Origin of the sequence: Pseudomonas sp. P7548 (genome assembly GCF_013386585.1) — a bacterium.
Classification (GTDB): Bacteria; Pseudomonadota; Gammaproteobacteria; order Pseudomonadales; family Pseudomonadaceae; genus Aquipseudomonas.
This window is the reverse complement of record NZ_JACARO010000018.1, coordinates 168681-194348: the sequence shown is the minus strand read 5'-3', so window position 1 is coordinate 194348 and position 25668 is coordinate 168681. Positions and strand designations below refer to the sequence as shown.

General features: G+C 61.7%; 23 protein-coding genes. 13 read left to right on the top strand and 10 right to left on the bottom strand.

Annotated elements, in window-relative coordinates; all coding sequences use genetic code 11:
• Positions 1–11: 11 nt before the first annotated feature.
• Genes HX803_RS11015 through folE2 form a run of 3 tightly spaced genes read right to left on the bottom strand, consistent with a single transcriptional unit; the run spans position 12 to position 2439 of the window.
• A complete protein-coding gene (locus HX803_RS11015; RefSeq protein WP_178920488.1) occupies positions 12–878 on the bottom strand; it encodes a metal ABC transporter permease in 867 nt (288 codons plus the stop codon).
• Positions 878–1546, bottom strand: coding sequence for a metal ABC transporter ATP-binding protein (locus HX803_RS11010; RefSeq protein ID WP_178920486.1), 669 nt, complete (start codon positions 1544–1546; stop codon positions 878–880). The genes HX803_RS11015 and HX803_RS11010 overlap by 1 nt, the downstream gene beginning before the upstream one ends.
• Positions 1543–2439: a GTP cyclohydrolase FolE2 gene (gene folE2 / locus HX803_RS11005; protein ID WP_178920484.1), complete on the bottom strand. Its 897-nt coding sequence runs from the start codon at positions 2437–2439 to the stop codon at positions 1543–1545. Before folE2 ends, HX803_RS11010 begins: the two co-directional genes overlap by 4 nt.
• 128 nt (positions 2440–2567) lie before the next feature.
• Here folE2 and HX803_RS11000 point away from each other — a divergent pair, with 128 nt between their 5' ends.
• Positions 2568–3779, top strand: a complete 1212-nt coding sequence (locus tag HX803_RS11000) for an N-acetylmuramoyl-L-alanine amidase (RefSeq protein WP_178920482.1) — start codon at positions 2568–2570, stop codon at positions 3777–3779.
• Here HX803_RS11000 and HX803_RS10995 read toward each other — a convergent pair.
• On the bottom strand, positions 3776–4144 hold the full coding sequence (locus tag HX803_RS10995; RefSeq protein ID WP_178920480.1) for a glutamine synthetase: 369 nt from the start codon (positions 4142–4144) through the stop codon (positions 3776–3778). The genes HX803_RS11000 and HX803_RS10995 overlap by 4 nt on opposite strands.
• A gap of 126 nt (positions 4145–4270) precedes the next feature.
• Here HX803_RS10995 and dksA point away from each other — a divergent pair, with 126 nt between their 5' ends.
• Genes dksA through HX803_RS10975 form a run of 4 tightly spaced genes read left to right on the top strand, consistent with a single transcriptional unit; the run spans position 4271 to position 7562 of the window.
• Positions 4271–4675 carry an RNA polymerase-binding protein DksA gene (gene dksA / locus HX803_RS10990; protein WP_178920479.1) on the top strand — a complete coding sequence of 135 codons (405 nt, stop codon included), beginning with the start codon at positions 4271–4273 and terminating at the stop codon, positions 4673–4675.
• A 27-nt stretch (positions 4676–4702) separates the two neighbouring features.
• The gene (gene zigA, locus HX803_RS10985; protein ID WP_178920477.1) at positions 4703–5911 is read left to right on the top strand and encodes a zinc metallochaperone GTPase ZigA; all 1209 of its coding nucleotides are present in this window, start codon (positions 4703–4705) and stop codon (positions 5909–5911) included.
• Positions 5911–6555, top strand: coding sequence for a DUF1826 domain-containing protein (locus HX803_RS10980; protein ID WP_176994531.1), 645 nt, complete (start codon positions 5911–5913; stop codon positions 6553–6555). Before zigA ends, HX803_RS10980 begins: the two co-directional genes overlap by 1 nt.
• 44 nt (positions 6556–6599) lie before the next feature.
• The gene (locus HX803_RS10975) at positions 6600–7562 is read left to right on the top strand and encodes a GTP-binding protein (RefSeq protein ID WP_178920474.1); all 963 of its coding nucleotides are present in this window, start codon (positions 6600–6602) and stop codon (positions 7560–7562) included.
• Here the strand turns inward: HX803_RS10975 and HX803_RS10970 are convergent.
• A complete protein-coding gene (locus HX803_RS10970) occupies positions 7556–7951 on the bottom strand; it encodes a DUF3301 domain-containing protein (protein WP_071485283.1) in 396 nt (131 codons plus the stop codon). The genes HX803_RS10975 and HX803_RS10970 overlap by 7 nt on opposite strands.
• Positions 7952–8068: 117 nt before the next feature.
• Between HX803_RS10970 and pdxY the strand changes: the two genes are divergently transcribed.
• Complete coding sequence (gene pdxY, locus HX803_RS10965; RefSeq protein WP_178920472.1) at positions 8069–8941, top strand: pyridoxal kinase PdxY; 873 nt, start codon at positions 8069–8071, stop codon at positions 8939–8941.
• An 82-nt stretch (positions 8942–9023) separates the two neighbouring features.
• Entirely contained in the window at positions 9024–10064 is a 1041-nt protein-coding gene (locus tag HX803_RS10960) for a hypothetical protein (RefSeq protein WP_178920470.1), read from the top strand.
• 34 nt (positions 10065–10098) lie between these two features.
• On the opposite strand, the gene HX803_RS10955 is transcribed toward HX803_RS10960, so the two are convergent.
• Positions 10099–10584 carry an acyl-CoA thioesterase gene (locus tag HX803_RS10955; RefSeq protein WP_176994526.1) on the bottom strand — a complete coding sequence of 162 codons (486 nt, stop codon included), beginning with the start codon at positions 10582–10584 and terminating at the stop codon, positions 10099–10101.
• Positions 10585–10875: 291 nt separating this feature from the next.
• Here HX803_RS10955 and HX803_RS10950 point away from each other — a divergent pair, with 291 nt between their 5' ends.
• On the top strand, positions 10876–12639 hold the full coding sequence (locus HX803_RS10950; RefSeq protein WP_178920468.1) for a cation:proton antiporter: 1764 nt from the start codon (positions 10876–10878) through the stop codon (positions 12637–12639).
• 183 nt (positions 12640–12822) lie between these two features.
• Here HX803_RS10950 and HX803_RS10945 read toward each other — a convergent pair whose 3' ends face one another.
• From HX803_RS10945 to uvrD, 3 genes are all read right to left on the bottom strand, one after another.
• Positions 12823–13230 carry an SMI1/KNR4 family protein gene (locus tag HX803_RS10945; protein WP_010207624.1) on the bottom strand — a complete coding sequence of 136 codons (408 nt, stop codon included), beginning with the start codon at positions 13228–13230 and terminating at the stop codon, positions 12823–12825.
• 136 nt (positions 13231–13366) lie between these two features.
• Positions 13367–14239 carry a Tim44 domain-containing protein gene (locus HX803_RS10940; protein ID WP_178920466.1) on the bottom strand — a complete coding sequence of 291 codons (873 nt, stop codon included), beginning with the start codon at positions 14237–14239 and terminating at the stop codon, positions 13367–13369.
• A 225-nt stretch (positions 14240–14464) separates the two neighbouring features.
• Positions 14465–16648 (bottom strand): DNA helicase II, encoded by a 2184-nt coding sequence (uvrD, locus tag HX803_RS10935; RefSeq protein ID WP_178920464.1) that lies wholly within the window; start codon positions 16646–16648, stop codon positions 14465–14467.
• 279 nt (positions 16649–16927) lie between these two features.
• Between uvrD and HX803_RS10930 the strand changes: the two genes are divergently transcribed.
• The 3 genes from HX803_RS10930 to HX803_RS10920 all read left to right on the top strand — a co-directional run bounded on the left by HX803_RS10930 (position 16928) and on the right by HX803_RS10920 (position 21264).
• Positions 16928–19801 carry an EAL domain-containing protein gene (locus tag HX803_RS10930; RefSeq protein WP_178920462.1) on the top strand — a complete coding sequence of 958 codons (2874 nt, stop codon included), beginning with the start codon at positions 16928–16930 and terminating at the stop codon, positions 19799–19801.
• 162 nt (positions 19802–19963) lie between these two features.
• Positions 19964–20830, top strand: coding sequence for a transcriptional regulator HexR (hexR, locus tag HX803_RS10925; protein ID WP_003177007.1), 867 nt, complete (start codon positions 19964–19966; stop codon positions 20828–20830).
• Between the two features lie 236 nt (positions 20831–21066).
• Entirely contained in the window at positions 21067–21264 is a 198-nt protein-coding gene (locus HX803_RS10920; RefSeq protein WP_178920460.1) for a PA3496 family putative envelope integrity protein, read from the top strand.
• Here HX803_RS10920 and HX803_RS10915 read toward each other — a convergent pair.
• Positions 21194–22168 (bottom strand): LysR family transcriptional regulator, encoded by a 975-nt coding sequence (locus HX803_RS10915; RefSeq protein WP_178920458.1) that lies wholly within the window; start codon positions 22166–22168, stop codon positions 21194–21196. The genes HX803_RS10920 and HX803_RS10915 overlap by 71 nt on opposite strands.
• Positions 22169–22364: 196 nt before the next feature.
• On the opposite strand from HX803_RS10915, the gene HX803_RS10910 reads away from it, so the two are divergent.
• Together HX803_RS10910 and oadA are read left to right on the top strand one after the other, a co-directional pair.
• Positions 22365–23780, top strand: a complete 1416-nt coding sequence (locus tag HX803_RS10910) for an acetyl-CoA carboxylase biotin carboxylase subunit (protein ID WP_016971700.1) — start codon at positions 22365–22367, stop codon at positions 23778–23780.
• Between the two features lie 11 nt (positions 23781–23791).
• A complete protein-coding gene (oadA, locus tag HX803_RS10905; RefSeq protein ID WP_016971699.1) occupies positions 23792–25600 on the top strand; it encodes a sodium-extruding oxaloacetate decarboxylase subunit alpha in 1809 nt (602 codons plus the stop codon).
• The last annotated feature ends 68 nt before the right edge of the window (positions 25601–25668 follow it).

Here is a 25668-nt window from a genome sequence, read left to right as displayed (position 1 = left end):
CGGGAAACACCTCATTGGGATGTAAGAGAGGGCGGGCGGCGCAGCAAGCCGTGCACCGGACCGAAAACCACAGACAGCAGGTACCCAATGCCAGCCACCAGCACGATGGCCGGGCCGCTGGGCAGTGAGTAGTAGAACGACAGCAACAAACCGAAGCACACCGACAGGCATCCCAGCACCGCCGATACCGCGATCAACACCGGCAGGCGCCGGCTCCAGAAGCGTGAAGCAATGGCCGGCAACATCATCAAGCCCACCACCATCAAGGCGCCGATGGCCTGGAAACCGATCACCAGGTTCAGCACCACCAGGGTGAGGAACAACCCGTGGGCCAGCGGGCCCAGGCGGCTGACGGTCTGCAGGAACAATGGGTCGAGGGTGTCCAGCAGCAGCGGTTTGTAGATCACCGCCATGGCGATCAGGCTGAACCCGGAGACCCACAACATGCCGGTGAGGGTGGTTTCGTCCACGGCCAGGGCGGAGCCGAACAGCAGGTGAAGCAGGTCCAGGCGTTTGCCGGCGATGCCAAGGATGAGCACGCCGGCCGCCAGGGAAATGGGGTAGATGGCGGCGAGGCTGGCGTCTTCACGCAGGCCGGTGCGGCGGGTGATCCACGCCGAGAGCCCGGCCATGCCCAGGCCGGCACCGAGGCCGCCGATGGTCAGGGCAGGCAAGCTGAGCCCGGCGAACCAGAAGCCCAGCGCGGCACCGGGCAGGATGCCGTGGGCCACGGCGTCACCGATCAGGCTCATGCGGCGCAGGATCAGGAACACACCCAGCGGCGCGGTGCTGCAGGCCAGCACCAGGCCGCCGATCAGGGCGCGGCGCATAAAGACGAAATCGAAGAATGGCATCCACAGGTGAGCGGCGAAGTGCATCAGGCCACCTGCATGTGTGGTTGCGGGCGGATCAGTTCTTTACTCGGCCCGAACACGCAGCCGGTGCTTTTGATTTGCACCACTTGCTGGGTGTGATGGCGTACGGACGCCAGGTCGTGGCACACGATCACCACAGTGCGGCCTTGGTCGTGCCAGGCGTGTACGTGTTTCCAGCACAGGGCCTGGCCTTCTTCATCGAGAGCGGCATGAGGCTCATCCAGCAGCAACACCGGCGCGTCGGCCAGGCTCATGCGGGCGAGCAGGGCGCGTTGCAGTTCGCCACCCGATAACGCCATTAATGGGCGGTGCTCGAGGCCGCTGAGGCACCAGTCTTCCAGCACCGCGTGCAGGCGTTGGCTGCGCTGCTCCGGGGTCAGCCTGGTGCCCCAGAAGCCAGCGGCCACCAACTCTTGCAGGCTGATAGGGAACTGGCGGTCAAGGTGTTGTTGCTGGGGCAGGAACGACAAGCCACCACGGCGTGGAACATCCACGGTGACTTTCCCCGCCAGTGGCTTTTGCAGGCCGGCGATGACTTTGAGCAGGCTGCTTTTGCCAGTGCCGTTGGCGCCGATCACGCCGGTGAGGCTGCCTTTTTCCAGGGTGAGATCAATGGCGGGTGTCAGCGGTTGGCCAGGAGCGCCCCAGCGCAAAGCGGTGCAGGTGATCATGCAGAGTGTCTCGTCCAGCGGCTTTCAGCCACGGCATCGTGCGCGTGCAGGCTTTCGGCGTGGATCACTTTCAGGTGGAAGGCTTTGACGGCATCCGAGCGTTTCAAGGCGAGGTTCAGGCGGCGGGCGGCGTCTTCGCAGAACATCAAGTTCTGCCCGTTGGCCAGGGCGAAGGCTTGTTCGTCCGCACGTTTTACTGCGGTTTGCACGGCGGTGCCGAGGGCGGCCTCGACGTTGTCGATCAGGTCGGTCAGGGGCAGGCCCGGCAGGGTTTCGTCCAGCTGGATGGAAAGCTGCGCGCTGCTGCGCTGGCTGTGAGGGGTGGCGACGATGCCGTTGGCGCTGCCGAGCCAGGTCAGTACGTCCTCGTGTTGCAGCGGCGTGTTGGCGAAGTCTTCGAGAAATTGCTGCTGAATCAACTGCCTGGCGAGCGCAGCGGAGCAAGGGCAGGTTGACGAGTAAGTAACGTCAATTTTTAGTTCCACGTGGAACATCTGGTTTTCCAGGCGCGCCTCGATGCTCACCGGGTAGCCTTTCCAGCCGGCCAGCGGGCTGACCAGCGCAGGCCGTTTGAGCAGCAAATCGGTGTGGATACGCAGGTAGGCGTTCTTAGATAAACCTTCATGACTCTCAAGAAAGCGCTCAAGTAGAGTATGCAGAAGCGCAGGCGTAAGGGGCTGTTGGTCGAGCATTTCCAGGGCCAGGTACAGGCGTGACATATGAATGCCACGGGCCTCGCCGTCGTCCAGGCTTACGCCGGCATCGGCAGTGGCCGTCAGACGTTGGCCGTCGATGAGGATCGGCAGGGCAATGCCGCACATGCCCACCCAATCGAGTGGCAAGGCTTGGCGTGAAGCCTGCGCGGCGATATCCGGCAGAGTCAGCGCGTTCATGAGCAGGTCCATCGTTGGAAATAAAAAGACATGTTATATTATAACTATTGAGTCGACGATGATTTTTCTGCTCCAGCCTTTCTTCAGTCATATCGAGCAGGGACGCTCCTTTATTTGCGGTATATGTCATGCACAGACGTCAGCTTCTTAACCTGCTGCTGGTCAGTCCCCTGTTCACGTTGCCGTTGGGGGCCTACGCCACGCAGATCCGTAATGCACGCCTGTGGCGTTCGGACGACAAGCTTCGGCTGGTGTTCGACCTCAGCGGCCCGGTGCAATACAAGACTTTTTCCCTGACATCGCCTGAACGCTTGATCATCGATTTGAGCGGCGCCGGGCTCACCGGTGATTTTTCTCAGCTGGCGTTAAAGAACAGTGGGATCACCTCGATCCGCTCAGGTCATTTCGGCAAGGGTGACACGCGGATCGTGCTGGACCTGGCCGCGCCGATGCAGCTCAACAGCTTCTTGTTGCCGCCTCAGGACGGCCAAGGTCACCGCCTGGTGCTGGACTTGACCAGTGCCACCCACGCCCCGCGCCAGATCGCTGCTGAACCGGCGCCGTTGGCCGCTCCCGTCGATAAAGCCCACCCCAAGCGCGACATCATCGTGGTGGTTGACCCTGGCCACGGCGGCAAAGACCCCGGCGCCATCGGCTCCAAAGGCCAGCGCGAAAAAGATGTGGTGTTGTCGATCGCCCAGTTGCTGGCCAAGCGTTTGAAGCGCGAGAAGGGCTTTGACGTGAAGCTGGTGCGCAACGACGACTTCTTCGTGCCGCTGCGCAAGCGCGTGGACATCGCGCGTCAGCACAAGGCGGATATGTTCATTTCGGTACACGCCGATGCCGCACCACGGCTCACGGCGTCGGGCGCCTCGGTGTATGCGCTGTCAGAAGGCGGCGCGACGTCTGCTACCGCGCGGTTCATGGCGCAGCGCGAAAACGGCGCGGACTTGCTGGGTGCCACCACCTTGCTCAACTTGAAAGACAAGGACCCGATGTTGGCCGGCGTGATTCTCGACATGTCGATGAACGCTACCATCGCCTCCAGCCTGCAATTGGGCAGTTCGGTACTGGGTAGCCTGCAAAACATCACCACGCTGCACCAGAAGCGCGTGGAACAGGCTGGTTTTGCGGTGCTCAAGTCACCGGATGTGCCGTCGATCCTGGTGGAAACCGGGTTTATCTCCAATACCCAGGACGCCCAGCGCCTGGTGACGGCGCGTCATCAGCAAGCTGTAGCCGATGGCCTGTTCGAAGGTCTGAAAAGTTACTTCCAGAAGAACCCGCCGATGAACAGCTACATGGCCTGGGTTCAGGAGCAGAAGAACGGCGAGGTCTAACAGCCGGTGATACGGCTGCACGTGAACTTGGCGCTGGTGCCCCCTGAACTGGAGAACCGGTTGAGGGTGGTCCATCCCACGCGGCGCGTGTAGCCCACCCACGCCTCACCATCGGAGGCCAGCCCGGTAAAGAACGTCAACTGCCCATAGCGGCTGTTGGTCTGTGCCCAATAGCGTTTGCCGATCACCTCAAACCCCCGCAAGTACGTGGTGCTGCCCGCCGTCGCCACGCAGTAGGCATTCCCCAATGGGTCCACACACGCCAGCAGGTTGGCGCTGCGCGTGCAGTTGGCCAACAGGCTCGGTGGCTGGGCGCAGGCCGATCCTGCCGCTGCCAGTAACAGGGCGCACACCAGGTATTTCATAGGGGTTCTCAGGGACAGAGGGTGGTCAAGCATTGCGCCCTTCGTCGAGACGAGCAAGGGGGATTGGCTTATTTGTATTGTTATACTATAACATTAAAAGACAGCCTGACCCGTGAACCGCTCCCCATGACTGAACAAGACCTCCTGGCCCAACCCGCCGCCGACTACATGAATGAAGCCCAGCAAGGCTTCTTCCGAGAGCTGCTGTTGGCCCAGCGCAATGAGCTGCAAGTGCGTATCGACGCCGAGTTCCTCGTCCTGCGTGAGCAAGAAACCAACAGCGACCCGGCTGACGTAGGCAGCGCCGAAGAACAGCGCCAGTGGCAACTGCGCCTGCTTGAGCGGGAAAAGAAGCTGCTGGACAAGATCGACGACGCCCTCGAACTGCTGGCCCGCGGCGAATATGGCTGGTGCCGTGAAACCGGCGAGCCCATCGGCCTGCAACGCTTGCTGCTGCGTCCTACCGCCACCCTGTGTATCGAAGCCAAAGAACGTGAAGAGCTGCGCGAACGCCACAAACGGGCGATTTGACCGGCCACCCCTGATGAGGACCACCTGATGACCAACCGCCTTCCCGTTACCGTGTTATCCGGCTTTCTCGGCGCCGGCAAAAGCACGCTGCTCAACTATGTCCTGCGCAACCGCGAGAGCCTGCGGGTGGCGGTGATCGTCAACGACATGAGCGAAATCAACATCGACGGCAGCGAAGTACAGCGCGACGTCACCCTCAACCGCGCCGAAGAAAAGCTGGTGGAGATGAGCAACGGCTGCATCTGCTGCACCTTGCGCGAAGACTTGCTGGAAGAAGTCGGAAAACTCGCCAAGGAAGGTCGGTTCGATTACCTGTTGATCGAATCCACCGGCATCTCCGAGCCTTTGCCCGTGGCCGAGACATTCACCTTTCGCGACGAAAACGAGCAGAGCCTGGCCGACATCGCGCGCTTGGACACCATGGTCACCGTGGTCGACGGCATGAACTTCCTGCTCGACTACCAGGCTGCCGAAAGCCTGGCCTCACGGGGTGAAACCCTCGGTGAAGACGACGAGCGCTCCATCACCGACCTGCTGATCGAGCAGATCGAATTCGCCGACGTCATCCTGATCAGCAAGATCGACCTCATCAGCAGCCGCGAACGTGAAGAGCTGATGGCGATCCTTGAACGCCTGAATGCCCAAGCGGAAATCATCCCGATGGTCATGGGCGAAGTGCCGCTGAACAAGATCCTCAACACCGGCCGGTTCGACTTCGAGCGCGCCGCCCAGGCCCCAGGCTGGCTTCAGGAGTTGCGCGGTGAGCACGTGCCGGAAACCGAAGAGTATGGCATCGCGTCCACCGCCTACCGCGCGCGCCGCCCGTTCCATCCGCAGCGCTTCTTCGACTTCATCGACCGCCCGTGGGTGAACGGCAAATTACTGCGCTCCAAGGGCTTTTTCTGGTTGGCCAGCAAGCATCAGGACGCGGGCAGTTGGTCCCAGGCCGGGGGCTTGATGCGCCATGGTTTTGCCGGGCGTTGGTGGCGTTTTGTGCCGAAAAGCCAGTGGCCCCAGGACGAAGAAAGCATCGCGGCCATCATGGGCAACTGGCAGCTGAGCACCGGTGACTGCCGCCAGGAACTGGTATTCATCGGGCAGAACATCGACTTCGACCAGATGCGCGCAGAGCTGGATGCCTGCCTGCTCAACGATGAAGAAATGGCGCTGGGCGTCGAAGGTTGGCGCTTGCTGGCGGACCCTTTTGGCCCTTGGTATGAAGAGGCAGCCGCCTGATGCTTGCCCCGGTTATTCCCCTGCGCCCCGTGATCCGCCAGAGCCACGGCGAAACGCCACTAGCCCTGTCCGATATTCTGGAAGACGGCGTCAACCTGGCCGTGTGGCAGCGCCAGTTGCCCCTGCATATCGCCGAATTCGGCGCGTTGCTGGTGGCGTTGAACGAGCCTTTGGCCGAGTCCCTGGTGATTGAGCTCAACAACGAGGACGCGGTGCCGAACCTGCAAGGTCTGGCGTCCAGTTGCCGCGATCTTGAAGGCTACGAAGGCTTCATCGCCGATGTCTCGTGGTTGGTCAGTGCGTTTGCCTGTTTGCTCGGCGCCAAGCGCATTGGCGTACGCCTGCGGTTGCTGGACAAGGCCATGTGCCCGCGTTTTCACGTTGACCATGTGCCGGTGCGGCTGATCACCACCTATGCCGGTATTGGCAGCCAGTGGTTGCGCGAAGGGGTGATGGACCGTCGCCAGCTCAGCCAGCCCGACGCTGAGCCCACTGACCGTATCGAACAGATCCACTGCGGCGAAGTGGCCTTGCTCAAGGGCACCAAATGGCATGGCAACGAAGGCCATGGCTTGATCCATCGCTCGCCGGCGCTGAAGGCCGATGAGCGCCGCTTGATCCTGACACTGGATTGGCTGGCATAACCGCGTAGGATCAAACGCTCTACACGGCCTGAATGACACCTTCCATGTTGCAGAACATTCCTACCCACGTAATTGCCGGGCCTTTGGGCGCCGGCAAGACCAGCCTGATCAAGCACCTGCTCGCCCAACGCCCGGCCAACGAGCGCTGGGCGGTGTTGATCAACGAGTTCGGGCAGATCGGCCTGGATGCGGCCTTGCTCACCCAGGATGACGATGGCATCGCCTTGGGCGAAGTGGCAGGTGGCTGCCTGTGCTGTGTGAATGGTGCGCCGTTCCAGGTAGGCCTGGGACGCCTCTTACGTAAGGCCAAGCCGGACCGACTGTTTATCGAGCCCTCGGGCCTGGGCCATCCGGCACAGCTGCTCAAGCAACTGCGCGAAGCACCGTGGCAAAACGTGCTGGCGGTTCAGCCCTGCGTGCTGGTGCTGGATGCCCAGGCGCTGGCGGTGGGCAAGCCCTTGCCGGCGTCGCAGCGTGAAGCGCTGGCCAGTGCTGGCCTGCTGGTGTTGAACAAGGATGAATCGCTGGATGGCGACCAACGCCTGGCCATTGAACGGCAACTACCCGACAAACCACTGTATTGGACCCGCCAGGCGCAATTGCCGCTGGAGCACTTGCCCGGCCTGCATACCAAGGCCAGCGCGGCTGTGGATAACTTCGATGCACCTCAAGGCTTGGCCCAAATGCCGGCCATCTGGAGCGACCCTGCCCAGCCCATCTGCCTGAGCCAGGCCCAAGAAGGCGGCTGGAGCATCGGCTGGCGTTGGCACCCGAGCCAGCAGTTCGATAGCCAGCAGGTGAACGACTGGCTTGTCAGCCTTGAGTGGCGCCGCGCCAAACTGGTTATCCACAGCGTGGAGGGCTGGCTCAGCGCCAACGCTGTGGATAACAGCCCGATCGCCTGGCAGCCCAGCGAGTGGCGGCGTGATTCACGTATCGAATTGATCTTCAGCGCACCACAGGACGTGGCGGCGCTACAGGCCGCGCTGGCCGCCTGCCGTCAGTGACGGTTCTTGGTGGCGTGGTCCTGGCGCCACTGGCTCAGCTCGATGACTTCGGCGCTGGGCAACGGTGTCTTGATTTCAAACGGGTAGGGCGCCAGTTCGATTTGCGCACTGTGGGCGCCGAATTGTGTGATGGTCCCGGGATGGCGGGTTTCGCCGGTCACGGTGAACTCGAAATTGTAAATGCGTGCCAAGCGCCGCCGACCGTTGGCATCCTTTACAAAGCCGATGCGCTTGAGCGCCACGGCACCGTCCAGCAGCTCGATGTCGAGCTTGGCGCAATGCTGCTTGACCCGCTCCAACGCCCGCTCACGCAGGCCGTGGTTGTGCCATACCCAGGCGGCGCCGGTCGCCAGCAGCATCAACACGAAGATGTTTCCCAGGGTCAGCATGCGAAAAACTCCAACAAAGTGAGAGCAGCTTAACTGTGTCGCCGGTCTGTCGTACAGGCTGCGTTTAGTCGCATACTGCGCGGCCAGAATTTCAATGGCTTTACGGAAATCTCCCGCATGAAACGCACACCTCATCTGCTTGCGATCCAGTCTCATGTGGTCTTTGGCCACGCCGGAAACAGCGCTGCCGTATTCCCTATGCAACGGGTCGGGGTGAACGTCTGGCCACTGAATACGGTGCAATTCTCCAACCACACCCAGTATGGCCAGTGGGCGGGCGAAGTGCTGGCGCCGCAGCAAATTCCGGCGCTGGTCGAAGGCATTGCAGCCATCGGCGAGCTGGGCAACTGCGACGCCGTACTGTCCGGCTACCTGGGCAGTGCGGACCAGGGGCGGGCGATCCTCAGTGGCGTGGCGCGCATCAAGGCGATCAACCCCAAGGCGCTGTACCTGTGCGACCCGGTGATGGGCCATCCGGAAAAAGGCTGCATCGTGCCTCAGGAAGTCAGCGATTTCCTGCTGGACGAAGCGGCGGCCATGGCTGACTTCCTGTGCCCGAACCAGCTGGAACTCGACAGCTTTGCCGGTCGCAAGCCGCAATCGCTGTTCGATTGCCTGGCCATGGCCAAGGCGTTGCTGGCACGCGGGCCCAAAGCGGTGCTGGTCAAGCACCTGGATTACCCAGGCAAGTTGCCCGAAGGTTTTGAGATGTTGCTGGTGACCGCCGAAGGCAGTTGGCATTTGCGTCGGCCGCTGTTGGCGTTCCCGCGCCAACCGGTGGGCGTGGGCGACCTGACCTCGGGGCTGTTCCTGGCGCGGGTGCTGCTGGGCGACAGCCTGTTGGCCGCCTTCGAGTTCACCGCAGCCGCCGTGCATGAAGTGCTACTGGAAACCCAGGCGTGCGCCAGTTACGAACTGGAGCTGGTACGCGCCCAGGACCGTATTGCCCACCCCCGCGTACGCTTTGAAGCAACGCCCATCGAGCTGTAGGAGTATTCCTGATTGAGCCAGGCAAAGGGCGTCCGGTAGTATCGGCCGCCTCTTTGTCCCCAGTGCTAATCAAGGAAGACCGATGCCAGCCGTATTCCCATCGCCACGGGCTCTCACCGCCCTGGCCCTGACGTCATTGCTCAACGGTTGCAGCGTTAACGGTGCCTACACCGACTCGACGGCACCCGATGCCGCCAAGTTGCGCTTTGTCTCCAACACCTCGAACAGCACTCTCGATATTTACGACGCCCAGCACTGCCAGGGCCGCAACACTGGCATGCTCAACAACTTCCTGCTGGTCGATACCAAGCGGCGTGTCGACATGATCGTCCCGCCGCCCGCCAAGGCCAGGGGCCTGTTGGAGGTCAAGCTGGAGCCGGGCAAGGACGTCATGTTGATGATCAACACCAACGGCGGCAGTTACGTCTGCGGCAAGGCCGTGAGCTTTACGCCCAAGGCGGGGCAAGAGTATGAAGTGACCTTCGATATGCGAGGCGGCAGTTGCACCACGCTGCTGCAGCGCCTGACCCGTTTTGACGGCAAGGACCAGCGCATTCCGCTGCCTATTTTTGATAAAGGGATGAACGCATGCACGGGCCAAAGCCCGATATTCGGCAAGTCGATCCCAGAAACCCCCAAGCGCGCGGCACTGATCAACACGATCACGTCCACCAACCTGCAACTGATCACCCTGATGGAGCCCGACACTCAGGGGCGCCTGCAATCATCCCTGGATGAGATCGACGGTGTGATCGCCAAGCGCAAGGCGCAGCTGGGCACCTTTACCCCGCCTGAAGCCTATTGGACGCAATACCGTCAGAACTATGTCCTGTTCAGTCAGGAAATGGCCGGCCGCAAGGCGCGCACGCTGGCGCTTTACGAGCAGGTGTACCGGCTTCGCCTGAGTGGCACCGAAGACGCTGTGCTGGAACAGTGGATGAGCCCCACGGACCGCGCTGTCAGCGAGCGCGTCAAAGCGAACGACAAATTCATGGAGCGCTACTACCAGGACACCGACAAGTCGATGATGGTCGAGACCCTCAACCTTCACATGGAGCGCATGGCCCAATTGGACCAGCGCTTCGACGTGTGCGCACACTACGACAAGTGCTGGCGCTATTGAGGGCGGGCGCAGGGGCGGGCCCCTGCGCACAGGCTTACGGCGCGTCGTCCTTGATTTCCTGGTAACGCTTCTCCAATTCCTGGCGAATCTGCCGACGCTGCTGGGCCTGTACGAAACGGCGCTTGTCTTCACTGTTCTGCGGTTGCAGGGGCGGGACGGCGGCAGGTTTGCGCTGGTCGTCCACGGCCACCATGGTGAAGAAGCAGCTGTTGGTGTGGCGCACCGAGCGTTCGCGGATGTTCTCGGTCACCACCTTGATGCCCACCTCCATCGACGTGTTGCCGGTGTAGTTGACTGACGCCAGGAAGGTCACCAGTTCGCCGACATGGATCGGCTCGCGAAAAATCACCTGATCTACCGACAGCGTCACCACATAGCGACCGGCATAACGGCTGGCGCAGGCGTAGGCCACTTCGTCGAGGTACTTAAGCAAGGTGCCGCCGTGGACATTGCCTGAGAAGTTGGCCATATCAGGGGTCATCAGTACCGTCATCGACAGCTGGGCGTTTCCGGGTTCCATAGCACACTCACGGGTTGTAGGCATTGGTTGGGGGGCACCTCTGCGGGTGCTGGAATCTTTGCAGAGCCATCCATAACCGGACGCCGGCGGGCGGCTCGTCGTCACGCCTGCACCGTTCTGTTTCCATATATTGCACCGGCTTTCTGTCGGAAGTCGCGGTGTTAACCTTCAAAAGCCCGTCTCAGGGCATTTCTTACGATTTAGGCCGACTTTTCCTTCCGTGCAATGCGACCGTTCAGAGGCGCGCGCGGAAGTGGGAAAAGCGCCAGTACCCTCAAGGAGCCCCTCGCCATGCACGCCATCAGCTTTATCCAGGACTTGGCCGTGATCATGCTGGTGGCAGGGGTGGTCACCATCCTGTTCCACCGCCTCAAGCAGCCGGTGGTGCTGGGCTACATCGTCGCCGGCTTCATCATCGGTCCCCACACCCCGCCGTTCGGCCTGATCCATGACGAAGACACCATCAAGACCCTGGCCGAACTGGGCGTAATTTTCCTGATGTTCTGCCTGGGCCTGGAGTTCAGTCTGCGCAAGCTGTTCAAGGTAGGCGCCACGGCGTTTATCGCGGCGTTCCTGGAAATCATCCTGATGATCTGGATCGGCTACGAGATCGGCCGCTGGTTCGACTGGAACACCATGGATTCACTGTTCCTCGGCGCGATCCTGGCGATCTCCTCCACCACCATCATCGTCAAGGCGCTCAACGACCTGAAGATGAAGAACCAGCGCTTCGCCCAGCTGATTTTCGGCGTGCTGATTGTGGAAGATATCCTCGGCATCGGCATCATCGCCTTGCTGTCGAGCATTGCCGTCAGTGGCACGGTCAGCTCCGGCGAGGTGTTCTCCACGGTCGGCAAGCTCTCGCTGTTCATGATCGTCGCCCTGGTCATCGGCATTCTGCTGGTGCCGCGCCTCTTGGCTTACGTGGCCAAGTTCGAAAGCAATGAGATGTTACTGATCACCGTGCTGGGCCTGTGTTTCGGTTTCTGCCTGTTGGTGGTGAAGCTGGAATACAGCATGGTGCTGGGCGCGTTCCTGATCGGTGCGATCATGGCCGAATCCCGTCAGTTGATTAAGATCGAGCGCTTGATCGAGCCGGTTCGCGACATGTTCAGTGCCATCTTCTTTGTCGCCATTGGCTTGATGATCGACCCACAGATCCTGCTGCAATACGCCTGGCCGATTGCGGTGATCACGGTGGCGGTGGTGCTCGGCAAGATGTTGTCCTGCGGGTTGGGGGCGTTTATCGCTGGCAACGACGGCCGTACCTCACTGCGAGTGGGTATGGGGCTGTCACAGATTGGCGAGTTTTCCTTCATCATCGCCGCGCTTGGCATGACGCTTCAGGTGACCAGTGATTTTCTTTACCCGGTCGCCGTGGCGGTTTCGGCGATTACCACACTGCTGACGCCGTACCTGATTCGCGGTGCAGACCCCTTGTCATTGAAGATCGCGGCGGTGATGCCCAAGCGCATGAGCCGGGTATTCGGCCTGTATGGCGAATGGCTACGCAGTATTCAGCCCCAAGGCGAGGGCGCGATGCTGGCCTCGATGATCCGCAAGATCATCCTGCAAGTGGGGGTGAACCTGGCGTTGGTGGTGGCGATCTTCTTCGCCGGCAGCTTTTTCGCGACGCGTATTGGTGGGTATCTGGAGGGCTGGATCAGCGATCCGAGCTGGCAGAAGGCGCTGATCTGGGGCGGTGCGTTGCTGTTGTCGCTGCCGTTCCTGATTGCCGCGTACCGCAAGCTCAAGGCGCTATCGATGCTGCTGGCGGAGATGAGCGTGAAGCCGGAAATGGCCGGGCGGCATACCCAGCGTGTGCGGCGGGTGATCGCGGAACTGATCCCCCTCCTGTCGCTGCTGGTGATCTTCCTGCTATTGGCTGCGTTGTCAGCCAGTATCCTGCCGACCAACAAGCTGCTGGTGCTGATTGCCGTGGTCACGGCGGCGGTGGCGGCGGTGCTCTGGCGCTGGTTCATCCGTGTGCATACGCGGATGCAGGTCGCCTTGCTGGAGACGCTGGATAACCATAAGGACACCCCAGAACATTGATCGCTTTTACGGGGTGGCAAGTGAGCTTTTTGTGGCGAGCGAGCTTGCTCGCGTTGGGCTGCACAGCAGCCCCAAAACCTTCGCATCACTGCATCTGAAAGAACGCGTCGTTTGGATTGGGGCTGCTTCGCAGCCCAGCGGGAGCAAGCTCCCTCGCCACAGGGGTTGGCGCTAGTGTTTGGCTCAGCTTTCCAGCCAGACGTCCCGCGCCCAGTGCCACACCGATTCCCAGGTTTCCTCGGTGACGATTTCTTCTTCGCCAGACCACAGCACCACGGTGCCGTCTTCTTCGACGCAGTAGTAGTCATCGCCATCCTGGCAGATCGGGATCAGGCTGCGGTCGACACCGGCGTCCCAGGCGTTGGCGGCAACGTCCGGCAGGTAGGTGTGGGATTGCGGGTCGGTGACGGTCACCGGCTCCAGGCTGCCGTACACCACGTCGCTGACGGTCAGCAGGAATTCACGGAAGACAAAGGGGATGTCGATGAACAGTTGTTCCTCGATTTCCACCAGCAGGTCTTCGTCAGGCAGTTCCAGAGGAACCGGGACCGGTTCGTTGGCTTCACGCAATTGTTCGATGATTTCTTCCACGGCCGGGATCCTCTTGCTAGATGGCGCGGTTCATAGGGGCGTTTTATACAGTAGCTCGCTATAAGTGCAACCGTGAAATAGAAAACCCCGGAACATGTCCGGGGTTTTTATTACCGCTTGCTCAAGCGTGCGGGTATCAGCCGTTCTGGCGGATACCGGCGACCAGCCAAGGCTGGTTGTCGCCTTGGGCGCGCTCCATGTTCCAGCTTTCGCTGAACACTTCGCCCTGGTCGAAACGCGAGGTCTTCGACACACCGCTGAAGGTCAGGGTGGCGATGGTCTTGTCGGCGCGATCATCCACACCTTCGAGCTGTACGCGCAGGTCGTCGATGTAGGTCGACTGGAAGCCGTCGCCCAGGTCTGCGCGTTCGCGCTTGAGGAACTCCAGCAGTTGCGGGGTCACGAACTCGGCGATCTTGTCCATTTCGTTGGCGTCCCAGTGCTGTTGCAGGGACTGGAAGTGGTTGCGGGCCGCTTCGACGAAACGTTCTTCGTTGAACCAGGCTGGAGCGTTGATCACCGGGCGGGCTGCAGCAGGGGCTGCAGAACCACCGAAGATCGAGCCCATGGCAGGCTTTTGCTCGAACACTTCACGCTGCATCGGCGCGCCGGCTGGAGCCAGATGCTCCTGCTGCTTGCGGCGACGGGCGGCGATAAAGCGGAAGATCACAAAGGCGATGACCGCCATGATCAGGATGTCGAAGATCTGCATGCCCTGGAAGCCGCCGCCCATGAACATGGAAGCGAGCAGGCCACCGGCCGCGATACCGGCCAGAGGGCCCAACCAGCGCGAAGCACCGCCGGCCTTGGCAGCGGCGCCAGCAGCACCGGCTGCGCCTGCGGTTGCGGCTGCACCGCCCATGCCACCGGCGGATGGAGCCATTTGGCTGGTCTGGTGAGTCGGCGCCGAGCCCATGCTTTTGCCGCCACCGAAGCGTTTGGCGTTGGCGTCGAGGCTCATCGTCAGGCCGATGCACAACGCCATGGCGATGCTAAGAAAACGTTTCATAAAGGGAATTCCCATTTGTGGATTGCACGCGCGCCATGTTGCACAGGTGCAGTGACAGTGGCTAGCGGCATAGTGTTTCGGGCTTTTGCGTAAGACCGATTCCGAAGGGTCTGTAGGACTAGTTACAGATATTGGCCCGCAACGCCGGAAAACAAGGGAGGCTCACAATTCTTCACATTGTAGGAGCCCGGCTTGTCGAATCGCCGGGCTCCTAAAACGGGGGGGTCAAATGGCTTCGAGCTTCGCGTAACCCATCATCAGCCACTTGCTGCCTTCGGCGAAATTCACCTGCACCCGCGCCTGGGCGCCGGCGCCTTCGAAGTTGAGGATGACCCCTTCGCCGAAGATCGCATGCTTGACCTGCTGGCCGAGGCTGAACTGGGTCTCCGGAATCTCGGAACCGGCGAACAGAGTACTGGCGCTCTGCTGCTGGCCACCGCCGAACGGACGGCTGACGCTGTTGGACAAACGCACTTCCTGGATCAGCCCCTTCGGCACTTCACGTACGAAGCGCGACACCTTGTTGTAGGTCTCGCTGCCGTACAGGCGTCGGGTCTCGGCGTAGGTCATCACCAGGTTCTGCATGGCGCGGGTAATGCCCACATAGGCCAGGCGGCGTTCTTCCTCAAGGCGGCCGGGCTCTTCCAGGCTCATCTTGTGGGGGAACAGGCCTTCTTCCATGCCCACCAGGAACACATACGGAAACTCCAGGCCCTTGGCACTGTGCAAGGTCATCAGCTGGATGCTGTCTTCATGCTCGTCGGCCTGGGTATCACCGGCCTCCAGCGATGCATGGCCGAGGAACGCGGCGAGCGGCGTCAGCTCTTCGTCTTCCTCGGTGTTCTCGAACGCGCGGGCGGCGCTGACCAGTTCCTCAAGGTTTTCTACCCGAGCCTGGCCTTTCTCGCCTTTTTCCGCTTCGTGATAGGCGATCAGGCCGGACTGTTCGATCACCGTCTGGGTCATCAGGTGCAGGGGCATTTCCGCGCACTTGGCCGCCAGGTTCTCGATCAACTCGACAAACACACCCAACGCACCCGCTGCACGGCCGGTCAGGCCTTTATTGGCGATGAGCAAACGCATGGATTCCCACATCGATACATCGGCATGGCGTGCGTGGTCGCGGATCGCTTCAACGGTCTTTTCACCGATGCCGCGCGCCGGGATGTTGATCACCCGTTCCAGCGCCGCATCGTTGCCACGGCCTTCCAGCAACCGCAGGTAGGCCATCGCGTTCTTGATTTCAGCGCGTTCGAAGAAGCGCTGGCCGCCATAGATGCGGTACGGAATGCGCTCACGCAGCAGGGCTTCTTCCAGCACCCGCGACTGGGCGTTGGAGCGGTACAGGATTGCGATGTCGCTGCGTGCCAGGCCGGTTTTCAGGGCGCTCTCGATGGTTTCCACCACATAGCGCGCTTCATCGTGCTCGTTGAAGGCAGCGTACAGGTTGATCGCCTCGCCTTCGCCGCCGTCGGTCCACAGCTCCTTGCCCAGGCGCCCGGTGTTGTTGGCGATCAAGGCGTTGGCAGCCTTGAGGATGCCGGCGGTGGAGCGGTAGTTCTGCTCCAGGCGAATGGTCTCGGCGTCCGGGAAATCTTCGGAATATTGGTAGATGTTCTCGATTTTCGCGCCACGCCAGCCGTAGATCGACTGGTCGTCGTCGCCCACCACCATCAGGCTGTCGCCGCCCTTGGCCAGCAGGCGCAACCAGGCGTACTGCACGGCGTTGGTGTCCTGGAACTCGTCCACCAGAATGTGGCGGAAGCGTTTCTGGTAGTGCGCCAGCAAACCCGGGTTGTCGCGCCACAGGTCGAGGGCGCGCAGCAGCAGCTCGGAGAAGTCGATCACACCGGCGCGCACGCAGGCAGCTTCGTACGCCTCATAAATGCTGCGCATGGTCGCCAGGAACAGATCGCCGCTGGCCTGGATATGTTGCGGGCGCAGGCCTTCGTCTTTCTGGCCGTTGATGAACCATTGCGCCTGGCGCGCTGGCCAGCGCTGTTCGTCCAGGCCCAGCTCACGGATCACGCGCTTGACCAGGCGTTGCTGGTCGTCGCTGTCGAGAATCTGGAAGGTCTGGGCCAGGCCCGCCTCCTGCCAGTGCGCTCGCAGCAGGCGATGCGCCAGGCCGTGGAAGGTGCCCACCCACATGCCGGCCGGGCTGATGCCCATCAACTGCTCGATGCGGTGGCGCATCTCGGCAGCGGCCTTGTTGGTGAAGGTCACCGACAGGATGGAGTGCGGGGACGCGTTTTCGACCTGGATCAACCAGGCGATACGGTGCACCAGCACGCGGGTTTTACCGGAGCCAGCACCGGCCAGGACCAACTGACGGCCAACGGGGGCTGCTACGGCCTGGCGTTGGGCATCGTTGAGGGAGTTCAGCAAAAGGGAGAGATCATCGCGCATCGGCGCATTCTATGGCCCCGGGGGGAGTGGGGCAAATCCCAATGCCGGGTGGTCGATGGAAAACTTCAAGGGCGAACGGGGTGGCTGAAACATTCTATCGGGGGTGATGACCGGTCGGTCATGGGCCACAGCCCGCGCAGTGTCTCGCTCAAGCTGTCTGGCCCCAAGGTTTGCGACGGTTTATCGTGCGTTTTTTATGACTTGGAGCAGTTTGGCCCAAGCGCGTGCTTGTGTATGCTCCGTCGACGTTTCGGGCTCACCATTATAAGAACACTGCCTATGACCCTCAGCACCGACCTGTTCGGCCCCTCGGCGGCGCCCGCGCAGGTCATCCGCAAACACTACGCCACAGAGATGGCGGTCGAACGCACGCGCCTGCTGTATCAGGGTTCGCTGCTGCCGACCTTGTTGATGCTGGTCAACGGCCTGGTCTGCGCCTGGTTATTGTGGAACCCCAAGCAATACCTGCTCGACAGCATCTGGCTGGTGTGGCTGCTCGCCCTGGTGGCCATGCGCGTGATCCAGGTGGCGGCCTTTGACTCGGCCATGCCCAGCCGCCAGGCCCAGCCCATATGGCGGCGCATGTTCATGCTCGGTTCGGCGGTCAGCGGCCTGACCCTGGCCACGGCAGCCATCGCGTTGGTGCCGGTGGACAGCTTCATGCAACAGGCCTGGGTGTTCGGCCTGATCGGTGCCGCGACGCTCTCGGCCAGCGTGGCCTACGCCGTGAGCCTGCCCGCATTCCTGTCCTTTGCCGTGCCGTGCCTGGTGCCGGCCATCCTTTACCTGTTCTGGAACGGCGCCCCGCAGCAGCAAGGTTGGGGCGTGCTCGGCCTGATCCTGCTGGCCTCCTTGAGTGTGGTGGCGTGGCAGGTCAATCGCCTGATCCAGCGCGGGTTGTTGCGCCGCTTCCAGAACCAGGCGCTGATCGAGCACCTGCAGCAGGCGCAGCAACGCAGCGAGCAGTTGAACCAGGAACTGGTACGCGAAGTCGAGCAGCGTCGCCAGGTCGAGCAGGAACTGCGTGAAGCACAAATCGGCCTGCAAGACCGCGTGGCGCAACGCAGCCAGGAACTGGACGCCGCCAGCCTGGCCCTGAACAAGAGTGAGGCGCGCCTGGCCATGGCGCTGCAAGCCAGCGAGCTGGGCCTGTGGGACTGGAACCTGCAAACCGACGAAGTCCATCACACCCAGCTCAAGGAGCTGTTTGGCCTGGAGCCCGAGTACGTCACGGCGATGCTCAGTCACCTCAAGCCGCGCCTGCACCCCGAAGACTTGCCACTGCTCAAGCGTGCGCTGGTGGAGCACCTCAAGGGGCGCAGCGAGGACTACCAGGTCGAATACCGCGTGCGCCACGGTGATGGCCATTGGGTATGGATCGAAGACCGTGGCCGCGCCGTGGAGCGTGCGCCCAGCGGACGAGTCACGCGCATGCTGGGCACGCGCCGCGATATCAGCGCCGACAAGGCCCTGGAAGAACAGCAGCGCCTGGCCTCGACGGTGTTCGAGGCCGCCAGCGAAGGCATCGTGATCCTCGACCCGAATTACGTGCTGATCGCCGTGAACCAGGCCTTCAGCCGCGTCACCGGCTTTGATACCGACGACATGATCGGTCGCAACGTGGTGGAACTGCCCAGCAGTCGTGATGCGCGCCGCCATTTCCCGGTGATCCGCCAGGCATTGCTCAGCCATGGCTCCTGGCAAGGGGAGTTGGTGGAAACGCGCAAGAACGGCGAGTTGTACCCGCAGTGGCTGCAGTTAAATGTCGTGCGCGATGTTCGCGGAAAAGTCAGCCATATCGTGGGCTTCTTCGCCGATCTGTCGGCCCGTCGTGAATCTGAAGAGCGCATGCGCTACCTCACCCACTATGACGAACTGACCGGCCTGGCCAACCGCTCGCTGTTTCGCGAGCGCTTGCGCGAAGCCCATGCGCGGGTGCGTCAGGGCGGGCGCAGCCTGGCGTTGCTGCACATCAACCTGGACCGCTTCAAGCTGCTCAACGACAGCCTAGGTCATGAAGTGGCCGACCAGTTGCTGCAGAAGATGTCCCGTCGCCTGATCAATGCCTTGCCGGAAGCCGACACCATTGCGCGCCTGTCCGGGGATGAATTCGCGGTGTTGTTTGACGCCTATGGCAACCTGTCGAGCCTGGCGCGGGTGGCCACACGGCTGCTGGCCAAGCTGCGGGTGCCGGTGACGGTGGAAGGGCATGAGCTGGTGGTCAGTGCGTCCATGGGCGTCAGCTTGCTGCCGGATAACGCGCGGGAAATTTCTGCGTTGGTCAGCCAATCGAACATGGCCATGCAGCATGCCAAGCACTTGGGCGGCAATAACTTCCAGTTCTACACCGACAGCCTGCAAGCCAGCACCCTGGAGCGTCTGCAGCTGGAGAACCACCTGCGCAAGGCCATTGACGAACGCCAGCTCACGGTGTTCTACCAACCCAAGCTGTGCCTGGCCACCGGCAAGCTGAATGCCGCCGAAGCGCTGATTCGCTGGGAGCACCCGCAGTGGGGCATGGTGCCGCCGGGCGATTTCATCGGTCTGGCCGAAGAGACCGGCCTGATCGTGCCGCTGGGCGAATTCGTGTTGCGCCAGGCCTGCTGGCAGGCGTGCGAGTGGCAACGCCAGGGGCTGGCGCCGATCCGGGTGTCGGTGAACCTGTCGGTGCATCAATTGCGCCAGGGCAAACTGGTGAGCCTGGTGCGCCAGGTGCTCGAAGAAACCGGCCTCGATCCGCAATACCTGGAGCTGGAGCTGACCGAAAGCCAGTTGCTCGACAGCGTTGAGCACATCATCGCCACCTTCCAGCAACTGCGCGACCTGGGCGTGAAGCTGGCGATCGATGACTTCGGCACGGGTTATTCGTCCCTCAGTTACCTCAAACGCATCCCGGTGGACTACGTGAAGATCGACCAGACCTTCATCCGTGGGCTCGGCCAGGGCCGCGAAGACGCCGCGATCACCCGGGCAATCATCGCCATGGCCCATGGGCTGGCGCTCAAGGTGGTGGCCGAAGGTGTGGAAGATCAGCAGCAACTGGATTTCCTTCGCGCAGAGCGCTGCGATGAAGTGCAGGGCTACCTGATCAGCCGGCCGATGCAGGCGCAAGGGTTGGCAGATTTGTTACGTAAAAATGCAGATTTTCCTTAGAGTCGCGGGGCGCGCCCCTGTGGCTACAAAGCCTGTGCCCTTTGAATCAGAGGGCAGCAGGGCGATTTAGTGATGCATCGGGCGGGCAAAACGGCAATTCTTGTAGTATAACTACAAGCTTGCTACATCCCTGGCGTCTGCCAATAACAAGAGTCCTGCCCTTTGAACCTGTTGCAACATATCGCCCAGTCGCGCCACCTGTTACGCAAATCGGAACTCAAGGTTGCCGATCACGTGCTGCTTGACCCTGCGGCCGTGATGCACAGTTCCATGGCCGACCTGGCCCATAGCGTGGGCATCAGTGAGCCGACCATCGTGCGCTTCTGTCGCGCCATCGGCTGCTCCGGGTTCCAGGACCTGAAACTCAAGCTGGCCCAGAGCCTGGCTGCCGGCGCGAGCTTCGGGCAGTTTGCGATCCATGAAGACGACTCCGTCGCCGACTACAGCCTGAAGATCTTCGACACCACGTTGCACACCCTCATGGAAGTGCGTGAGAAGCTCGACCCGGTGGAGCTGCAAAAGGCCGTGACCGCCATGTCCCAGGCCCAGCGGGTCGAGTTCTATGGCTTCGGTGCTTCCGGCGCCGTGGCGGCCGACGCCCAGCACAAGTTCTTCCGCTTGCTGCTCACCGCAGCGGCCTACAGCGACCCGCACATGCAGGCGATGTCGGCGGTGACCTTGAAGCCCACCGACGTGGCGATCTGCATTTCGCAGTCCGGTCGTTCCAAGGATTTGCTGATCACCGCCAACCTGGTGCGTGAGAGCGGCGCTTCGCTGATCACCCTGTGCCCGAGCCAGACGCCGTTGGCGGAGCTGTCCACGGTCAACCTGGCGATCGACGTGCACGAAGACACCGAAATCTACACGCCGCTGACCTCGCGCATCGCCCACCTGGTGGTGATCGACGTGCTGGCCATGGGCGTGGCCATGGCGCGCGGGCCGAGCCTGGTCAACCACCTCAAGAGCGTGAAACGCAGCTTGCGCAGCCTGCGGTTGTCGCCCAAGTCCGTCAAAGCCCTCGACGACTGATAGGTCGCACGCACAGCAATGTGGGGTAGGGCTTGTGTGGGAGCGGGCTTGCTCGCGAAGGCGGCGTGCCAGTCAAAGATGTTGTAACTGAACCACCGCATTCGCGAGCAAGCCCGCTCCCACATTTTGATCGCCTGTATTTCCAGAAGATTCATCGTCCTGTCATCCCCGCGCCGCTAAACCGTAACTCCCCGAGCCCATCCTGAACTCCCCGTACTCGCATTGGGAGATTCCAAATGGCACGTCCCTACGAAGACAGCAACAGCGCCGTCAAGACCCGTCGTCAGCAGGAAGACCAGCGCCGCATGGCGTTCCGTCGCGCAATCGAAGACCGTTGTGAAGAGCGCCAACTGCTCCAGAGCATCACTGACTACCCGGAACTCCATTGGCAGGCACCCGTGGCTGCCCAGCGAAACGCTCAGCCAGCACGCTGATCTGCGCCCGTTCGCTGCGGATAAAGCCCAGGAACGCATGGGCCACCGGTGACAAGCGCTTGGCCTTGGCTTGCACCAGGCACCAGCTGCGGTACAGCGGCAGTTCTTCCACCGGTAGCTCCTTGAGCCCGCCGGTGGCCAGCTCCATGTTGACCGCATGACGCGTCAACAGGGCCACGCCCAGGCCTGCACAGACACATTCGCGCTGCGCCTCGGCCGAGGCCACTTCCACTGTCTGGGTGAAGTGCACGCGTTTCTCCTTGAAGTACTCCTCGCACGCCAGTCGCGTACCGGAGCCCGGCTCGCGCAGCAGCAGCGTGTAGGGTTCCAGGTCCTGCAGGCGCAACGGACCTTGCAGGCTCAAGGGATGGTCCGGTGGCGCCACGGCGACAATCGGGTTGTTGAGGAAGGGCAGGAATTCCAGGCCCATGTCCTGGGGCACCATCGACATGATCACCAGGTCGTCACGGTTGTCCGACAGCCTGCGAATCACCTGTGCGCGGTTGACCACGGTCAGGTGCAATTGCACCTCCGGGTGCTGGCGCTTGAAGGCGGCGAACAAGTGCGGCACGAAGTACTTGGCACTGGACTCAATCGCCAGCTTCAACTGGCCTTGCAGCGAACCCTGCATGTCCGAGAGCTGCATATCGAGGTTTTCCAGGCGCCCGAAGATATCGCGGCTGGCCCGCTGCAGGGCTTCGGCGGCTTCGGTCATGTAGAGCTTTTTGCCAACGTAGTCGAACAACGGCTGGCCGATCAGCTCTTCCAGCTGGCGAATTTGTAGGCTGACGGCCGGTTGTGTGAGGGACATTTCCTCGGCGGCACGGCTGTAGGAGCGCAAATCGCACACTTCGTTAAAGATCTGCAGTTGACGCAATGTCATACGCATCAATGACTTACGCATTATTTTTGTCCTTTCGCCCTGAGCCGTCCGGATAACTATAAGTCTTTACTTATGCACGACCCAATAATTATTGATTTTTGTTAATCCCTTGCGCGGCTTAGTGTGTGTCTCGCGACTGTCATGAAACATTTAGTCACGCGCCGACCCGGGTCTAGCGGGTTGAAGAACGCAGCAATCGGCTCAAGGGAATTTCCAAGTGATAAAAAAGATCCTGATCGCCAACCGTGGTGAAATTGCCGTACGAATCGTGCGTGCCTGCGCCGAGATGGGCATTCGCTCGGTCGCGGTCTTTTCCGACGCCGACCGCCATGCGTTGCACGTCAAACGTGCCGACGAAGCCCACAGCATTGGTGCCGAGCCCCTGGCCGGCTACCTGAACCCGCGCAAGCTGGTGAACCTGGCCGTGGAAACCGGCTGTGACGCGTTGCACCCGGGCTATGGTTTTCTGTCGGAAAACGCCGAACTGGCAGACATCTGTGCCGAACGTGGGATCAAGTTCATTGGTCCGTCCGCCGAAGTCATCCGCCGCATGGGCGACAAGACTGAAGCGCGCCGCAGCATGATCAAGGCCGGCGTACCGGTCACCCCCGGCACCGAAGGCAACGTCGCCGATATCCATGAAGCCCTGACCGAAGGCGACCGCATTGGTTACCCGGTGATGCTCAAGGCCACCTCCGGTGGCGGCGGGCGCGGTATCCGTCGTTGCAACAGCCGCGAAGAACTCGAACAAGCCTTCCCCCGCGTGATTTCCGAAGCCACCAAGGCGTTCGGTTCGGCGGAAGTGTTCCTGGAAAAATGCATCGTCAACCCCAAGCACATCGAGGCGCAGATCCTCGGTGACAGCTTTGGCAACGTGGTGCACCTGTTCGAGCGCGATTGCTCGATCCAGCGTCGCAACCAGAAACTCATCGAAATCGCCCCAAGCCCTCAGCTGACCCCCGAACAGCGCGCCTACATCGGCGACCTGTCGGTGCGCGCGGCGAAGGCCGTGGGCTACGAGAATGCCGGCACCGTGGAGTTCCTGCTCGCCGAGGGCGAGGTGTACTTCATGGAGATGAACACCCGGGTGCAGGTGGAACACACCATCACCGAGGAAATCACCGGCATCGACATCGTGCGTGAGCAGATTCGCATTGCGTCGGGGCTGCCGCTGTCGGTCAAGCAGGAAGACATCCAGCACCGGGGGTTCGCGTTGCAGTTCCGTATCAACGCCGAAGACCCGAAGAACAACTTCCTGCCGAGCTTCGGCAAGATCACCCGCTATTACGCCCCCGGCGGTCCTGGCGTGCGGACCGACACAGCGATTTACACCGGCTACACCATCCCGCCGTTCTACGACTCCATGTGCCTGAAACTGGTGGTGTGGGCGTTGACCTGGGAAGAAGCCATGGACCGTGGCCTGCGCGCCCTGGACGACATGCGCCTGCAAGGTGTGAAGACCACCGCCGCCTACTACCAGGAAATCCTGCGCAACCCGGAATTCCGCAGCGGCCAGTTCAATACAAGCTTTGTGGAAAGCCATCCTGAGCTGACCAACTACTCGATCAAGCGCAAACCCGAAGAGCTGGCCCTGGCCATCGCCGCCGCCATCGCCGCCCACGCAGGCCTGTGAGGAAAAGAATAATGAGCAAGAAAATCTTCGTAACCGACACCATCCTGCGCGACGCCCACCAATCGTTGCTCGCGACCCGCATGCGCACCGACGACATGCTGCCGATCTGCGACAAGCTCGACAAAGTAGGCTACTGGTCCCTGGAAGTCTGGGGCGGCGCGACCTTCGACGCCTGCGTGCGCTTCTTGAAAGAAGACCCGTGGGAGCGCCTGCGCAAACTGCGCGCGGCGTTGCCCAACACCCGCCTGCAAATGCTGCTGCGTGGGCAGAACCTGCTGGGCTACCGCCACTACAGCGACGACGTGGTCAAAGCTTTCGTCGCCAAGGCTGCCGTGAATGGCATCGACGTGTTCCGCATCTTCGACGCCATGAACGATGTGCGTAACCTGCGCGTGGCCATCGAAGCCGTGAAAGCGGCCGGCAAACATGCCCAGGGCACCATCGCCTACACCACCAGCCCAGTGCATACCGTCGAAGCGTTCGTGGCCCAGGCCAAGCAACTGGAATCCATGGGCTGCGACTCCATCGCGATCAAGGACATGGCCGGCCTGCTGACCCCGTATGCCACAGGTGAGCTGGTCAAGGCGCTGAAAGCCGAGCAGACCCTGCCGATCTTCATCCACTCCCACGACACCGCCGGCCTGGCCGCGATGTGCCAGCTCAAGGCCATTGAAAACGGTGCCGACCACATCGACACCGCCATCTCCAGCTTCGCCTGGGGCACCAGCCACCCGGGCACCGAGTCGATGGTCGCCGCCCTCAAAGGCAGCGAATTCGACACCGGTCTCGACCTGGAGCTGCTGCAGGAAATCGGTTTGTACTTCTACGCCGTGCGCAAGAAGTACCACCAGTTCGAAAGCGAATTCACCGCCGTCGACACCCGTGTGCAAGTCAACCAGGTGCCGGGCGGCATGATCTCCAACCTGGCCAACCAGCTCAAAGAGCAGGGCGCACTGAACCGCATGAGCGAAGTGCTGGCCGAGATCCCGCGTGTGCGTGAAGACCTCGGCTTCCCGCCGCTGGTGACCCCGACCTCGCAGATCGTCGGCACCCAGGCGTTCTTCAACGTGCTGGCCGGCGAGCGCTACAAGACCATCACCAACGAAGTGAAGCTGTACCTGCAAGGCGGCTACGGCAAGGCGCCGGGCACCGTGAACGAGAAACTGCGGCGCCAGGCCATCGGCAGCGAAGAGGTGATCGACGTGCGCCCGGCTGACCTGCTCAAGCCGGAAATGACCAAGCTGCGCGGCGAAATCGGCGCGTTGGCCAAGTCTGAAGAAGACGTACTGACCTACGCCATGTTCCCGGACATCGGGCGCAAATTCCTGGAAGAGCGCGACGCGGGCACCCTCGCGCCAGAAGTGCTGTTGCCAATCCCTGAAGCCGGTGGCGTGGCTCGCCCGGGTGGCGAGGGCGTACCGACCGAGTTCGTCATCGACGTGCACGGTGAAAGCTACCGCGTGGACATCACCGGTGTTGGCGTGAAGGCCGAAGGCAAGCGTCACTTCTACCTGTCCATCGACGGCATGCCCGAAGAAGTGGTGTTCGAACCGCTCAACGAGTTCGTCAGCAGTGGCGGCAGCAAGCGCAAGCACGCCACGGCGCCGGGTCACGTCAGCACGGCGATGCCGGGCAACATCGTCGACGTGCTGGTCAAGGAAGGCGATGTGGTCAAGGCCGGCCAGGCCGTGCTGATCACCGAAGCCATGAAGATGGAGACTGAAGTGCAGGCGGCCATCGCCGGCAAGGTCACCGCCGTTCATGTGGCCAAGGGCGACCGGGTCAACCCGGGTGAAATCCTGATTGAAATCGAAGGCTGATCCAGCCTTCGACACTACCGCTTAATCCTCGGGGGGGCAGGTGCCCCCCTTTTTTTTGCCTGGGATTT